The 11,623-nt window shown below is 63.4% G+C and carries 14 protein-coding genes; 7 read left to right on the top strand and 7 right to left on the bottom strand.

What is annotated here, in order from left to right; translation table 11 throughout:
* The first annotated feature begins 144 nt into the window (after nucleotides 1-144).
* The gene (locus tag AC07OV_RS28365) at nucleotides 145-1,068 is read left to right on the top strand and encodes a LysR family transcriptional regulator (RefSeq protein WP_495093456.1); all 924 of its coding nucleotides are present in this window, start codon (nucleotides 145-147) and stop codon (nucleotides 1,066-1,068) included.
* Here the strand turns inward: AC07OV_RS28365 and AC07OV_RS28360 are convergent.
* A complete protein-coding gene (locus tag AC07OV_RS28360; protein ID WP_495093455.1) occupies nucleotides 971-1,675 on the bottom strand; it encodes a TetR/AcrR family transcriptional regulator in 705 nt (234 codons plus the stop codon). The genes AC07OV_RS28365 and AC07OV_RS28360 overlap by 98 nt on opposite strands.
* Before the next feature lie 120 nt (nucleotides 1,676-1,795).
* On the opposite strand from AC07OV_RS28360, the gene AC07OV_RS28355 reads away from it, so the two are divergent.
* The gene (locus AC07OV_RS28355; RefSeq protein ID WP_494997411.1) at nucleotides 1,796-3,013 is read left to right on the top strand and encodes an MFS transporter; all 1,218 of its coding nucleotides are present in this window, start codon (nucleotides 1,796-1,798) and stop codon (nucleotides 3,011-3,013) included.
* Between the two features lie 94 nt (nucleotides 3,014-3,107).
* Nucleotides 3,108-3,899 carry a DNA/RNA non-specific endonuclease gene (locus AC07OV_RS28350; RefSeq protein WP_494997412.1) on the top strand — a complete coding sequence of 264 codons (792 nt, stop codon included), beginning with the start codon at nucleotides 3,108-3,110 and terminating at the stop codon, nucleotides 3,897-3,899.
* A gap of 3 nt (nucleotides 3,900-3,902) precedes the next feature.
* Here the strand turns inward: AC07OV_RS28350 and AC07OV_RS28345 are convergent, their stop codons facing one another.
* Genes AC07OV_RS28345 through AC07OV_RS28330 form a run of 4 tightly spaced genes read right to left on the bottom strand, consistent with a single transcriptional unit; the run spans nucleotide 3,903 to nucleotide 6,143 of the window.
* Entirely contained in the window at nucleotides 3,903-4,082 is a 180-nt protein-coding gene (locus AC07OV_RS28345) for a DUF1289 domain-containing protein (protein WP_105695008.1), read from the bottom strand.
* A 16-nt stretch (nucleotides 4,083-4,098) separates the two neighbouring features.
* Nucleotides 4,099-5,340 carry an MFS transporter gene (locus tag AC07OV_RS28340; RefSeq protein ID WP_495093454.1) on the bottom strand — a complete coding sequence of 414 codons (1,242 nt, stop codon included), beginning with the start codon at nucleotides 5,338-5,340 and terminating at the stop codon, nucleotides 4,099-4,101.
* Nucleotides 5,337-5,666, bottom strand: a complete 330-nt coding sequence (locus AC07OV_RS28335; protein ID WP_495093453.1) for a hypothetical protein — start codon at nucleotides 5,664-5,666, stop codon at nucleotides 5,337-5,339. The genes AC07OV_RS28340 and AC07OV_RS28335 overlap by 4 nt, the downstream gene beginning before the upstream one ends.
* A gap of 27 nt (nucleotides 5,667-5,693) precedes the next feature.
* The gene (locus AC07OV_RS28330) at nucleotides 5,694-6,143 is read right to left on the bottom strand and encodes a MarR family winged helix-turn-helix transcriptional regulator (RefSeq protein WP_495093452.1); all 450 of its coding nucleotides are present in this window, start codon (nucleotides 6,141-6,143) and stop codon (nucleotides 5,694-5,696) included.
* Between the two features lie 167 nt (nucleotides 6,144-6,310).
* Here AC07OV_RS28330 and AC07OV_RS28325 point away from each other — a divergent pair, with 167 nt between their 5' ends.
* The 3 genes from AC07OV_RS28325 (at nucleotide 6,311) to AC07OV_RS28315 (ending at nucleotide 8,957) form a co-directional block, all read left to right on the top strand.
* Nucleotides 6,311-7,522 (top strand): YeeE/YedE family protein, encoded by a 1,212-nt coding sequence (locus tag AC07OV_RS28325; protein WP_495093451.1) that lies wholly within the window; start codon nucleotides 6,311-6,313, stop codon nucleotides 7,520-7,522.
* Between the two features lie 23 nt (nucleotides 7,523-7,545).
* Nucleotides 7,546-8,421 carry a LysR family transcriptional regulator gene (locus tag AC07OV_RS28320; protein ID WP_495093450.1) on the top strand — a complete coding sequence of 292 codons (876 nt, stop codon included), beginning with the start codon at nucleotides 7,546-7,548 and terminating at the stop codon, nucleotides 8,419-8,421.
* Between the two features lie 110 nt (nucleotides 8,422-8,531).
* Entirely contained in the window at nucleotides 8,532-8,957 is a 426-nt protein-coding gene (locus AC07OV_RS28315) for a VOC family protein (protein ID WP_176998632.1), read from the top strand.
* Nucleotides 8,958-8,998: 41 nt separating this feature from the next.
* Here the strand turns inward: AC07OV_RS28315 and AC07OV_RS28310 are convergent, their stop codons facing one another.
* The gene (locus AC07OV_RS28310; protein ID WP_259173868.1) at nucleotides 8,999-9,166 is read right to left on the bottom strand and encodes a DUF2986 domain-containing protein; all 168 of its coding nucleotides are present in this window, start codon (nucleotides 9,164-9,166) and stop codon (nucleotides 8,999-9,001) included.
* A gap of 170 nt (nucleotides 9,167-9,336) precedes the next feature.
* On the opposite strand from AC07OV_RS28310, the gene panB reads away from it, so the two are divergent.
* Nucleotides 9,337-10,152: a 3-methyl-2-oxobutanoate hydroxymethyltransferase gene (gene panB, locus AC07OV_RS28305; RefSeq protein ID WP_176998641.1), complete on the top strand. Its 816-nt coding sequence runs from the start codon at nucleotides 9,337-9,339 to the stop codon at nucleotides 10,150-10,152.
* Here the strand turns inward: panB and AC07OV_RS28300 are convergent.
* Nucleotides 10,140-11,534 (bottom strand): aminotransferase-like domain-containing protein, encoded by a 1,395-nt coding sequence (locus tag AC07OV_RS28300; protein WP_495093449.1) that lies wholly within the window; start codon nucleotides 11,532-11,534, stop codon nucleotides 10,140-10,142. The two genes, panB and AC07OV_RS28300, sit on opposite strands and share 13 nt — an antisense overlap.
* Between the last annotated feature and the right edge of the window lie 89 nt (nucleotides 11,535-11,623).

The raw sequence follows: 11,623 nt of genomic DNA, 5'->3' as shown, positions 1-11,623 counted from the left end.
GCGGTGTGTCAGATACACATGAGGTACCTGACACACCGCAGCGCGGGGCAAGCCCGCTCACTACAAACTGATTCAGGCCCTTGTGGTGAAGGGCCGTTGGGCAGGATCATCAGCGCCTCAATCGTCGTGTAGCCGGTGTCACTCATGAAGCGCCATTTCGAAGACTTGCAGCTGGGCAGCATCGAGTTGTTCTGCCTCGCCGCCGAAGCCAGCAGTTTCACCGCCGCCGCGCAGGTGGCGGGTGTCACGCCGGCAGCAGTGAGCCGCAGCGTCTCGCGATTGGAAGAGCGCCTGGGCTCGCGCCTGTTTGTGCGCACCACGCGCAGCATCCGTCTCACCGACAGCGGCCGTACGTTCTTCGAACAGTGCCGCCAGGCCCTGGGCCAACTGGTGGAGGCACAACAGGAAGTGATGGGCGCGCAGTCCGTGCCGTCCGGTCTGTTGCGCATCAGTATCCCCACCACCTATGCGCACCATCGCTTGCTGCCTTTGCTGCCGACATTCCGCGCGCTGTACCCGCACGTCAGCGTGGACATCCATATCAGCAACCGCAACATCGACTTCGTCGCCGAAGGCTACGACCTGGCCGTGCGTGTACGTGCCCAGCCGGATTCATCGCTGATCGCACGCCTGCTGGAAGACGCCGAACTGGTGGTGGTCGCCGCTCCGTCCTACCTGCGGCGTGCTGGTGTACCGCAGACGTTGGAGGACTTGCCCGGGTTCGAATGCATCCAGTACGAGTTACCGAGCAATGGCCGGCGCATTCCATGGCTGTTCCAGGTGGACGGCAAGGATCAGGAGTATGCGGGGGAGGCGGGCTACAGTTGCTCCGACGATGTGCTGGGCGGCGTAACCCTGGCCAAGCACGGGGCCGGGTTGTTTCAGACCTACAAGTTCATCGTCGAGCAGGAGCTGGCCGACGGCAGTTTGGTGGAGGTGCTAAAACCCTTCGGCGGCCGGTCGCGACCGTTTACGTTGCTGTATCCCCATGGGCGTTATGTGCCCCATCGGGTGCGGGCGTTTGTGGATTTCCTGATGGCGTGTCGTGACGAGTGGGCGGCGCCGTAGAGGCGGCAATGTCCCATGTCAGTAGGAGCTGACTGATCGCCGCATTGATGGTTGCATGCGGTACGTTATCCCGCGCCAGAATCGAAACGCCCTGCAAAAAGCTGTCAAACACCGTCGCCATCGCCGCTACGTTGAGCGTGTCCGGCAATTGCCCCGCGTTCACTGCCCGTTCGATGCACGCCACGATGCCCGCCCGGGTTCGTGCCCGCGACTGAGTCAACGCATCGGCCACCCGCGCATTCTCCGGGCTTGGGGCGCTCATCACGCCCAAGGCCACCATGCAGCCTTTTGGGTGACCATCTTCACACTGCATGCGGGCCGACTGGCGCAGCGCGGTTTCAACGGCCTGGCGCGGTGCCAGGGTTTCGTCCCACAGGCATTCCGTGACTTGGGCGTAGGTCGCCAGATAGCGCTGCACGCATTCATCGAACAGCGCCTCCTTGGAGCCGAACGCGGCGTAAAAGCTTGGCGCGGAAATGCCGCCACCCAGGCCGGCCTTGAGTTGAGCGAGGGACGTGGCGTCGTATCCGTGTTGCCAGAACAGGTGCAAGGCCTGGTCGACGGCCTGGTCACGGTCGAAATTGCGGGGGCGGCCCATGGTTGCCATTACCGATCTCCGGTGGAAAACGAGATAAATACTAGTCGATACATAAGTCGTTGACAACGCGCCGTGTGCGCCTGCAACATTTGTATCGATCAGTATTTAAGTCTGCCTTAGGAGCTTACCGTGACCCCCTCAATCACCTTGTCGGCTTCGTCCGATCGCTTGCCCATTGGCGCCTTGCTTGCCCTGGCGATGACCGGTTTCATCTGCATCGTCACCGAAACCCTGCCTGCGGGCCTGTTGCCGTTGATCAGCGATGGCCTGGCGATTTCGCCGTCCATGGCCGGGCAGATGGTCACCGCCTACGCCCTGGGCTCGGTGCTGGCGGTGATCCCCATGACCATCGCCACCCGTGGCTGGCGCCGGCGCAATGTGTTGCTGCTGACCATCGTCGGGTTTCTGCTGTTCAACTCCATCACGGCGCTGTCGTCCCATTACGGCGTGACGCTGGTGGCGCGGTTCTTTGCCGGTGTAGCGGCGGGGCTGGCGTGGAGCCTGCTGGCCGGTTATGCCCGGCGCATGGTCGCGCCCCATCAACAGGGCAAGGCGTTGGCGCTGGCGATGGTCGGCACGCCGATAGCGCTGTCGCTGGGCGTGCCGTTGGGCACCTGGCTCGGTGGTCTGGTGGGCTGGCGCACCACCTTTGGCCTGATGTCGGCGCTGACGTTGGGGCTGATCTTCTGGGTGCTGGTGAAGGTGCCGGACTATCCGCCACAGGCTGCGCACCAGCGCTTGTCCCTGGGCAAAGTACTGACCACGCCTGGCGTGCGGCCGGTGCTGGCGGTGGTGATCAGTTGGATGCTGGCGCACAACATTCTGTACACCTACATCGCGCCGTTCGTGGCGCCTGCAGGGTTGGCGGAGCGGGTCGACCTGGTGCTGCTGGTGTTCGGTATCGCCGCGCTGGCCGGGATCTGGCTGACCGCCAGGCTGGTCGAACCGTTGCTGCGTAACACCGTGCTGGTGAGCCTGGCGACCTTTGCGGCGGTGAGTGTGTTGTTCGGCTTGCTGGGCAACGTGCCCCAGGTGATTTACCTCGGGATCGCCGTGTGGGGCCTGAGCTTCGGCGGTGCCGCGACCCTGCTGCAAACCGCCCTGGCCGACGCGGCGGGCGACGGCGCGGATGTGGCGTTGTCGTTGAACGTGGTGGCGTGGAACAGCGCCATCGCTGGCAGCGGTGTGGTGGGCGGGGTGTTGCTGGATACCTGGGGCGTCGCGTCGTTTCCGTGGGCGATGCTGCTGTTGATCGGTGTGTCGTTTGCGATTGCCTGGGGCGCGCGCAGCCATGGGTTCAAGCCGGGTGCGCGAGCGGTAGGAAAACCTACAGCTCTCGGGCACTAATCGTACAATGCCTTGTCAATAATTCCCGCAATATCATCCACTTGGCTCCGCACCGCGGAGCCTGCCGCTTCATTCCCCTTCGAAGAATTAATGCATGCACCTCCGCAAAATTGCCGTTGGGCTGTCCGCCCTTGTTTTGCTCTCCACCGGGGTCAGCGCCCGCAGCCTGCCCGACCTGTATTCCCCGCAGGAAAAACGCCTGTCGTTCGACGCTTGCGCCGACCTATTTCCCGCCGCCAACCCCATCAACACCGCCACCGTACCGGCCAGCATGAAACCGCTGGCGTTGTGTTCCGATCACTTCGCCGTGCTCTATTCGCAAACCAGCAAGACACCGCTGGTGGTGGTCGAACGCCTGAACGCCGCCAAGTTGAAAGACGCCAAGGGCGAAGAGCGCACCAACCAGTTTTATGCCGACCCGCGTATCCCCAAGGGCGGCCGCGCCGAGTTGAGCGACTACCGCGCCCAGCACATGGACCGTGGCCACCAGTCCCCGGCCGCTGATGCACCGAATGCCAACGCCATGGCCCAGTCCTTTGCGCTGTCGAACATGGTGCCCCAGGACCCGACCAACAACCGCAAGATCTGGAGCAAGGTCGAGGCCGACGTGCGCAAGTTCGCCGTGCGTGCCGGCGGCGACGTGTATGTGTTTACCGGGCCACTGTTCGATGCCGGCTACGGCACCATCGGCGACAATCAGGTCTGGGTGCCGACGCGCCTGTTCAAGCTGGTGTATGACGCTTCAAGCAAACGCGCCTGGGCCTATGTGTTGCCCAACGCCGAGACGCGCATTCAAAAGCCGATGGATTACGAGACGTTTGTGAAGAGCACCGGGCTCAAGTTGCTCGGCAACCTTCCGGTGTCGGGATCGGTCGGGCGTACCTGACCGTTATTTGGACTTTTTCAACGCCTTCAGACGTTGGGTCGCCCGTTGTACGGCGGCCATCTTCTCGGGGCGTTTCATGCGTTTCCATTTGCGGATGTCGTCCTTGCTGCGCCCGCAACTGACGCAGAGGTCGCCGCTGAGCTGGCAGATGGAAATGCACGGGTTTTCGATGTCTTTGGCCAAGGGGTTACTGCGCCTCTCATTTTGTGACTGCTTCGATCGCAGAAGCTGGCCGGTCCAACTGGCGTCTTAAGGTATAGATCGCCACCGCCACCGCAAGGATACCTGACACCGCGCCGACGGCCAGCGCCCATCGCGGGCCCAGGTGGTCGGCGACCCAGCCGACGATGGGCGCGCCGATGGGGGTGCCGCCGAGGGCGACGGCGACCCGCAAGGCGATCACCCGGCCGCGCATGTGCGGTTCGGTGGTGAGCTGCATCAAGCTGTTGGTGGTGTTGCTGAAGGTCATCGCACCGACGCCGATGATCACCAGCGCAATTGCGAAGGTCCAGTAGTTGGGCGCCAGTGCCGCCAGGGTGCAGCCGACGCCGAACACGGCCGCGCCACTGAGCAGCGATTTGAACTGCGGCCGCTCGCGCCCGGCAGCGAGCAGGGCGCCGGCGATGGTACCGATGGCCAAGGTCGAGGTGAGCAAGCCATAGCCGCGTGCATCGGCGTGGAACACGCTGACGGCCATGGTCGAGATGAAGATCGGGAAGTTCATGCCGAAGGTGCCGATCAGGAACAGCATCAACAGGATCGCCTTCAGGTCCGGCCGTGCCCACACGTAGCGAATGCCTTCGGTGAGGCTGCCCTTGGTGCGCAGCGCCCGCACTTTAGTGGCCTGGCCCGAGACCCGCAGGAAAAACAGCGACACCAGCACCGCAAAGAAACTCGAACCATTGAGCAGGAATGCCCAGCCGGTGCCCACCGACGCAATCGTCACGCCGGCCACGGCCGGGCCGATCATGCGCGCCATGTTGAACGAGGTGGAGTTGAGCGCGATGGCGTTGGACAAATCCTTCTCGGCCACCAGTTCGGCGACGAAGATCTGCCGCACCGGCGCATCGAATGCCGACGCGCAGCCGGACAAAAACGCGAACACATACACCTGCCACAACTGCACCAGGCCGGTGACAGTCAGCACGCCCAACGTCAGTGCCAGCAGGCCCATGACCGCCTGGGTCACGATCAGCATTTTGCGCTGGTCGTAGTGGTCCGCGGCAAAACCGGTCCAGGGCAGCAACAGCAGTTGCGGCCCGAACTGCAAGGCCATGACGATGCCCACGGCCGACGCGTTGTGCGGCGTCAGTTGGGTGAGGACCAGCCAGTCCTGGGCCGTGCGCTGCATCCAGGTGCCGATATTCGACACCAGCGCGCCAGCGGCCCAGATGCGGTAGTTGACGCTGCGCAGGGAGCGGAAGGTACCAAGGAAACTCATGACGGCTGCGGCGTGTTGCCACCGTGGAAACGGCCAAAGTGCCGCGCCATGAACAGGCTCATCAACAGCGCGCCGAGCCCGAGCGCGAGCAGGTGGCTGGTGTGCTTGAGGTCGAACTCACCGATGCGGCTAAGCAACAGGTAGGCGACCAGCAGGTTGAAAAAGCCCCACAGCACATTCACCGTCGACGACGACAAGCCTTCACCACGGGGCCGCGCAAAGGGCGTCTGGAACGCTTCGCCCCTCACGCCACTGACGCAATGCGGCACGGCATTCGCCAGGAACACGCCACCAAAAAAGTAGGACAGCAGGTCAAGCCATTGCATGGTCAGGCACCTCTTAAAGCAGGTCGGTCAAAAATCGGCGAGACGCTCCAGCAGTTTCACCGCAGCGGCGAGTTCATCTTGTTCCTGGGGCGACAGTTGTTCGTGCAGCGCGCGCAGCAGCCAGTCGTCTTTGGCGGCGCGGCTCTCGGTCAGGTGTTTGCGCAAGGCGGGCGTCAGGGTGATCAGGGTTTGTCGGCCATCGCTGGGGTCTGGCTGGCCACTGACGGCCTGCATGGCCTCAAGCCCCGCCACGGTGATGCGCATCGATTGCGGGCGCACGCTTTCGGCGCGGGCGAGGGCGGACACGGTGGCCGGGCCGTCGCGGTCCAGGCGCAGCAACACGGACTTTTGCGCCGAAGTGAAATCGTTGGCGTGGGTCTGTTCGCGCAGGCGGCGGCTGAGTTTGCCCAGGGAAATGCGCAGTGCCGCGGCCAGGGCGGCGGAGTCGTGGGCGGACGTTACAGAAGAGTCGGTCATGCCTGAACCGTAGCACCCGCGCAGGAAAACTGTACAGTTTGGCTGTATTAAATTTTCTTCATAAACCCTGGCGCGTCATCCGGGGCCAATAAACCAAGGCTGGCGCCACCTCGCGGTTTATACTTGCCCCCCTCGCAACCCACCCATTCACACGAACCGAGAACCCCATGAGCACCTCTCTTCCCATCGCCCCCGCGCGCAAGCCCGTCGCGCCGTTGGTGGCCTTTATCTTCCTGGTGCTTGGCGCCGTGTTCCTGCAAACCAGCGTTGGCGCGCACCAGGTGTTGTTGCTGGTGGTCGGTGCGGCGCTGGGCTTGACCCTTTACCACGCGGCCTTCGGCTTCACCTCGGCGTGGCGGGTGTTCATCAATGATCGGCGCGGCGCCGGCTTGCGCGCCCAAATGGTGATGCTCGCGGTGGCGGTGCTGCTGTTCTTCCCGGCACTGGGCGCCGGCACTTTGTTCGGCCAGCCGGTGGTCGGGCTGGTGGCGCCGGCCGGGGTGTCGGTGGTGTTTGGTGCGTTTATCTTCGGCATCGGCATGCAGTTGGGCGGCGGCTGTGCGTCGGGCACCCTGTTCACGGTGGGCGGCGGTAATGCGCGCATGCTGGTGACGCTGTTCTTCTTTATCTGCGGTTCGTTGATCGCCACCCACCACGTGGACTGGTGGTTTTCATTGCCGGCGTTCCCGGCGATTTCCATCGTCAAGAGTTTCGGCGTGGCGCCGGCCATGGGCCTGAGCCTCACCGTATTTGCCCTGATCGCGGTGATCACGGTACGCCTGGAAAAAGCCCGTCACGGCCAGCTGGAAGCAGGTGTCACCAGTGAACACACTGGCCTGCGCCGCTTCCTGCGTGGCCCGTGGCCGTTGGTGTGGGGCGCGATTGGCCTGGCGTTGCTCAACTACGCGACCCTAGCCCTGGCCGGTCGCCCGTGGGGCATCACCTCGGCGTTCGCGCTGTGGGGCGCCAAGGTGGCGAGCGGCCTGGGCGTCGACGTGGCCAGTTGGGCGTTCTGGCAAATGCCGGGCAATGCCAAGGCCCTGGCCGCGCCGGTGTGGGAAGACATCACCAGCGTCATGGACATCGGCATCGTGCTCGGCGCGCTGCTGGCGGCAGGCCTGGCTGGGCGTTTTGCGCCGAGTCTTAAAATCCCCGCACGCTCGCTGGTGGCCGCGGTGATCGGTGGCCTGCTGCTCGGCTATGGCTCGCGCCTTGCGTATGGTTGCAACATTGGCGCGTACTTCAGCGGTATCGCCTCGGGCAGCCTGCATGGCTGGGTGTGGCTGGTGGCCGCGTTCATTGGCAACAGCGTGGGCGTGCGCCTGCGCCCGTTCTTTTTTGCCGGCGAGCGGCCGCAGGTCGCCTTAAGCGGCTGCTGAACCTTCAACCACAGGGTGCCTGGATGATTCGAGAACTGCGAACCTTCGTATGCGCGGCGCGCAAGGGCACCTTTGCGGCCGCAGGCCAGCAAGTGGGGCTGACGCAATCGGCGGTCAGCGCGCAGATCAAGCACCTTGAAGACGCCCTGGGGGTCAAGCTGTTCGACCGCACCGGACGCTCCGCCACCCTCAACGCGGCGGGGCAGCGGGCGGTGCCACTGGCGGAAGAGATCCTCGATATCTTCTCGCGCATGGGCACCCCCGACAGTGCCAACAACTTCCAGGGTTCGTTGCGCATCGGCGCCATCGGCAGCGTGCAGACCGGCCTCTTGCCAGAGGCGCTGGTAGCCCTGAAGCAACGTGCGCCGTTTATCGAAGTCAGCCTGGTGCCCGGCGTTTCGTTGAACCTGCTCAGCCAGGTCGACGCCGGTGACCTGGACCTGGCGATCATGATCAACCCGCCGTTTAACCTGCCCAAAGACCTCAACGTTGAAGTCATCGCCCGCGAGCCGTTTGTGTTGATCACCGCCAACGACGTGCCGGGCGATGACCCGTTGCAGATCCTGCGCGAGCAACCCTTTGTGCGCTACGACCGGGGCTCGTTCGGCGGGCGCCAGGTGACGCAGTTCCTCAAGGAGCAAAAGATCCAGACCCAACTGGCGCTGGAACTGGATGAGCTGGACGCCATCGTCAAGATGGTGCGCAGCGGCCTCGGCGTGTCCCTGGTGCCCTTGGCCGGGTTATGGCTGGAACATGACAGCGACGTGCGGGTTTTGCGATTGGACAAACTAACGTTTTTCCGCGAAATCGTGCTGCTGACCAAGTACACCCAGCGCCAACTGCCACTCTTCGACTTATTCCGTTCGTGCGTCATCAGTGTGCTGGAGGCGCCCCAATAGGGGGCGAGCATCAAAATTCTTGAGGCTCAGGACCAAGGATATGCGCTTTATCCCCCGGTCTTTCTGGTGAAGAATCGAGTTCTGAATAACCGAACCAGCAGGTAGCAACCGTGAGCCTTTCTCCTTTCCACCTAGCGATTCCCGTGTATGACCTGGCCGCCGCGCGTCACTTCTACGGCGACGTCTTCGGCCTCTCCGAAGGCCGCTCCAGCGCGCAATGGGTCGACTTCGATTTCTACGGCCATCAATTGGTGATCCACGAACACCCCAAGACCCACTCCCAGGAGTCGGTGCACTCCAACCCGGTGGATGGCCACGATGTGCCGGTCCCGCATTTCGGCATCATCCTGCACTGGGAACAATGGGAAGCGCTGGCCGATCGGTTGCGGGCACGTGAGACTCAATTCGTCATCGAACCCTACGTGCGGTTCAAGGGCCAGGTCGGCGAGCAGGCCACCATGTTCCTGTTCGACCCCTGTGGCAACGCCCTGGAGTTCAAGGCGTTCAAGGACATGAGCCAGCTGTTCGCGAAGTAAGGGGAGGGGGCACGCGAGCGGGGGCGAATCCTGCGTGCCGTTCAGTCGTTCGCGTCAGAGGCGGTCGTGGGTGCTTGATCGGCTTCGGCCGCCAGCTTCGCGCGGTCGGCCTTGCTGATGTAGCGGTCCTTGCTTTTCGGCGCCAATTTGGCGCTGGCCTTCTTGGCCTTGGCCTTGAAGAGCTGCTGGAGTTTTTTCTGGCGGTTCATGGTGATCTATCCGGCGGGTAATGGGCGCGATGATATCAGTTGGCGCCCCGCACCGGGGCCTATCTGCCTGGGTCGCTTTTTAGCGCCGATCTGTGCATTGAATCACGCTGCGTTTGGCCAATAATCAGGCCGGGTAAGCCTTGATCAACCCGCGTAAACGGAAGACTTCAATGAGCACCCATACCCGCACCAAACGCATGACCGTCCCTCAATTGGTCGCCATGAAGGGCCAGCAGAAAATCGTCTCCCTCACCGCGTATTCCAGCCCGATTGCCAGGCTGATCGACCCGCTGGTGGATTTCATCCTGGTGGGCGATTCCACGGCCATGGTCGGCTACGGCCGGGCGTCGACCTTGAGCATGCAACTGGAAGAAATCATCGGCCACACTCGGGCGGTGGTCGACAGCACGCGCCTGGCGTGTGTGGTGGCCGACATGCCGTTTGGCAGTTATCAGGAGTCCTGTGAGCAAGCCTTTCGCAACTGTGCCCAGGTGTTGGCACGCACCGGTTGTGATGCGGTGAAGCTGGAGGTCAACCAGGCGTTGGCAGGCACCGTCGAGTTTTTGGTGGCACGGGGTATTCCGGTGATGGCCCATGTGGGGCTGATGCCGCAGTTCGTCAACGTGATGGGCGGTTTCAAGGCCCAGGGCCTCACGGCACACACCGGCGCGGTGATTGCCGAAGACGTGCGGGCCAACCTGGCGGCGGGCGCCTTCAGCGTGGTACTCGAAGGCGTGGCGGAAGGCCTGGCCCGGCAGATCACCCTGGATTCGGCCATGCCCACCATTGGCATTGGGGCGTCACCGGCCTGCGACGGTCAGGTGCTGGTGACTGAGGATGTACTGGGCCTGGGCGGCGATCACGTGCCGCGTTTCGTCAAACAGTACGCCGACGTCGGTGCGGTGATTCGTGACGCCTGTGAGCGGTTTGCCGACGAGGTGCGCCAAGGTCGTTTTCCTGAAGCGCGGCATTGCTACGGGCTGTGACGGATCGCGTCGGCCAGTTGCCTGATGGCCTGGGCGACATCCTTGCTCCAGTCGAGGGTGTAGCTCAGGCGCAGGTGGTACGGCCAATGCCCTTGCCGGCTGAAGAGTTCGCCGGGGGCGATGACGATGTGCCGGGCCAACAGTTGGTCGAATACCCGGCGCATGTCCACCGGGCGTGTTGCCTTGAGCCAGAAGGTCGCGCCGCCCTGTGGTGCCATCACCTCCCATAGGCCGTTGCCCTGTGCGTGCAGCAAAGTGTTCATCTCATTCATGCGTGCAATCAACTGGGCCCGCAGTGCCTTCAGATGCGCGTCGATGCGCTGGGTGGTGAACAGCCGGGCGATCGCCTTTTGGCGAATCGGCGAGAGGCGAAACCCCCGCGCCAGGAACAACTCGCGCAACCGTGCGCCGTGTTCGCGGCATAACAGGTAACCGAAGGGCGCTTCTGCGCCGATCACCTTTTCAAAGGTTGAGAACACCAACAGTCTCTGCGGGTCGGCGAAGTCGCGGTAACGGGGAGGCGGTGCGTCGAAATACAGCTCGCCGTAGGTGTCGTTTTCAAACAGCCAGATAGAGCGTTCCGCCAGCCACTGGCAGATCTGCTGCTTGTCCTCGGCAGGCATCCGGCTGCCGTGGGGCATGTTTACCGTGGATGACAGCACGGCCAGGCGAATGGGCTCATGTGTGAGCCGTTCATTGAAGGCGGCCAGATCGAAGCGCCCATCAGCGCCCAGCGGCATTTCGATCACACGGATATTCGCCGCCTCCAACTGCCGCAGCACTGCCCACGAACAGGGCGACTCCACCAGCGCCACCGTGCCGGCCAGCTCGAGGGCGTTGAGTGCCAGGTTCAGCACGCTGTGCAGGTCGGAGCCGATGTACACCTGGTCGGCCTGCCAATAACGCTCGGCCGACTGGGTGTAACGCTCGGCCAATGCGCCGCGTAATTCGGGCTCGCCGAATGGCAGGTAGGGCGGCGAGGGCGCCCGCGTGTATTGCCGCGCCAGCTCGCGCTCGATCATCAGCAAGGGTTTTTCGAGTGACAACAGCATTGCCGGTGCATCGCTGCTCAAGGCCATCATCCCAGGCATGCGCGCCTGGGCGAATGCCTGGTCGAGCAGGCTGGGGGTATCGTCTTGCGGGAGCGGGGAGGGTGCTGCCTTGATGAAGTAACCGAACTTGGGCCGGGCGATGATCCGCCCTTCGTCTTCGAGCAAGGCGTACGCGTATTTGGTGGTCGAGACCGACACGCCCAGGCGCTGGGCCAGTTGGCGCAGCGATGGCAGCTTATGTTCAGAGTGTGACGGGCTGGCCGCGATCAACTCGACGAGGTAGCGGTACACCGCCTGGTAGGCGAAAAGGGTAGTTGAGGGCCTGTCCATGATCACTCGCGCCGCCTCGGTGTGGGGGCGGGCGAGTATCGCGCAAGCCACCGCCGAACGCACCTGTTTGGCGGTGGCGGGTGTTCCCG

It is taken from the genome of Pseudomonas sp. GW821-FHT09A09, assembly GCF_059418405.1.
This window is presented reverse-complemented; position numbering and strand designations above follow the sequence as displayed.

What these genes read in the sequence shown, in the direction of transcription:
- AC07OV_RS28365 (WP_495093456.1), top strand. Translation starts at nt 145, where the DNA reads ATGAAGCGCCATTTCGAAGACTTGCAGCTGGGCAGCATCGAGTTGTTC.
- AC07OV_RS28360 (WP_495093455.1), bottom strand. Translation starts at nt 1,675, where the DNA reads ATGGCAACCATGGGCCGCCCCCGCAATTTCGACCGTGACCAGGCCGTC.
- AC07OV_RS28350 (WP_494997412.1), top strand. Translation starts at nt 3,108, where the DNA reads ATGCACCTCCGCAAAATTGCCGTTGGGCTGTCCGCCCTTGTTTTGCTC.
- AC07OV_RS28340 (WP_495093454.1), bottom strand. Translation starts at nt 5,340, where the DNA reads ATGAGTTTCCTTGGTACCTTCCGCTCCCTGCGCAGCGTCAACTACCGC.
- AC07OV_RS28335 (WP_495093453.1), bottom strand. Translation starts at nt 5,666, where the DNA reads ATGCAATGGCTTGACCTGCTGTCCTACTTTTTTGGTGGCGTGTTCCTG.
- AC07OV_RS28330 (WP_495093452.1), bottom strand. Translation starts at nt 6,143, where the DNA reads ATGACCGACTCTTCTGTAACGTCCGCCCACGACTCCGCCGCCCTGGCC.
- AC07OV_RS28325 (WP_495093451.1), top strand. Translation starts at nt 6,311, where the DNA reads ATGAGCACCTCTCTTCCCATCGCCCCCGCGCGCAAGCCCGTCGCGCCG.
- AC07OV_RS28320 (WP_495093450.1), top strand. Translation starts at nt 7,546, where the DNA reads ATGATTCGAGAACTGCGAACCTTCGTATGCGCGGCGCGCAAGGGCACC.
- AC07OV_RS28310 (WP_259173868.1), bottom strand. Translation starts at nt 9,166, where the DNA reads ATGAACCGCCAGAAAAAACTCCAGCAGCTCTTCAAGGCCAAGGCCAAG.
- panB (WP_176998641.1), top strand. Translation starts at nt 9,337, where the DNA reads ATGAGCACCCATACCCGCACCAAACGCATGACCGTCCCTCAATTGGTC.
- AC07OV_RS28300 (WP_495093449.1), bottom strand. Translation starts at nt 11,534, where the DNA reads ATGGACAGGCCCTCAACTACCCTTTTCGCCTACCAGGCGGTGTACCGC.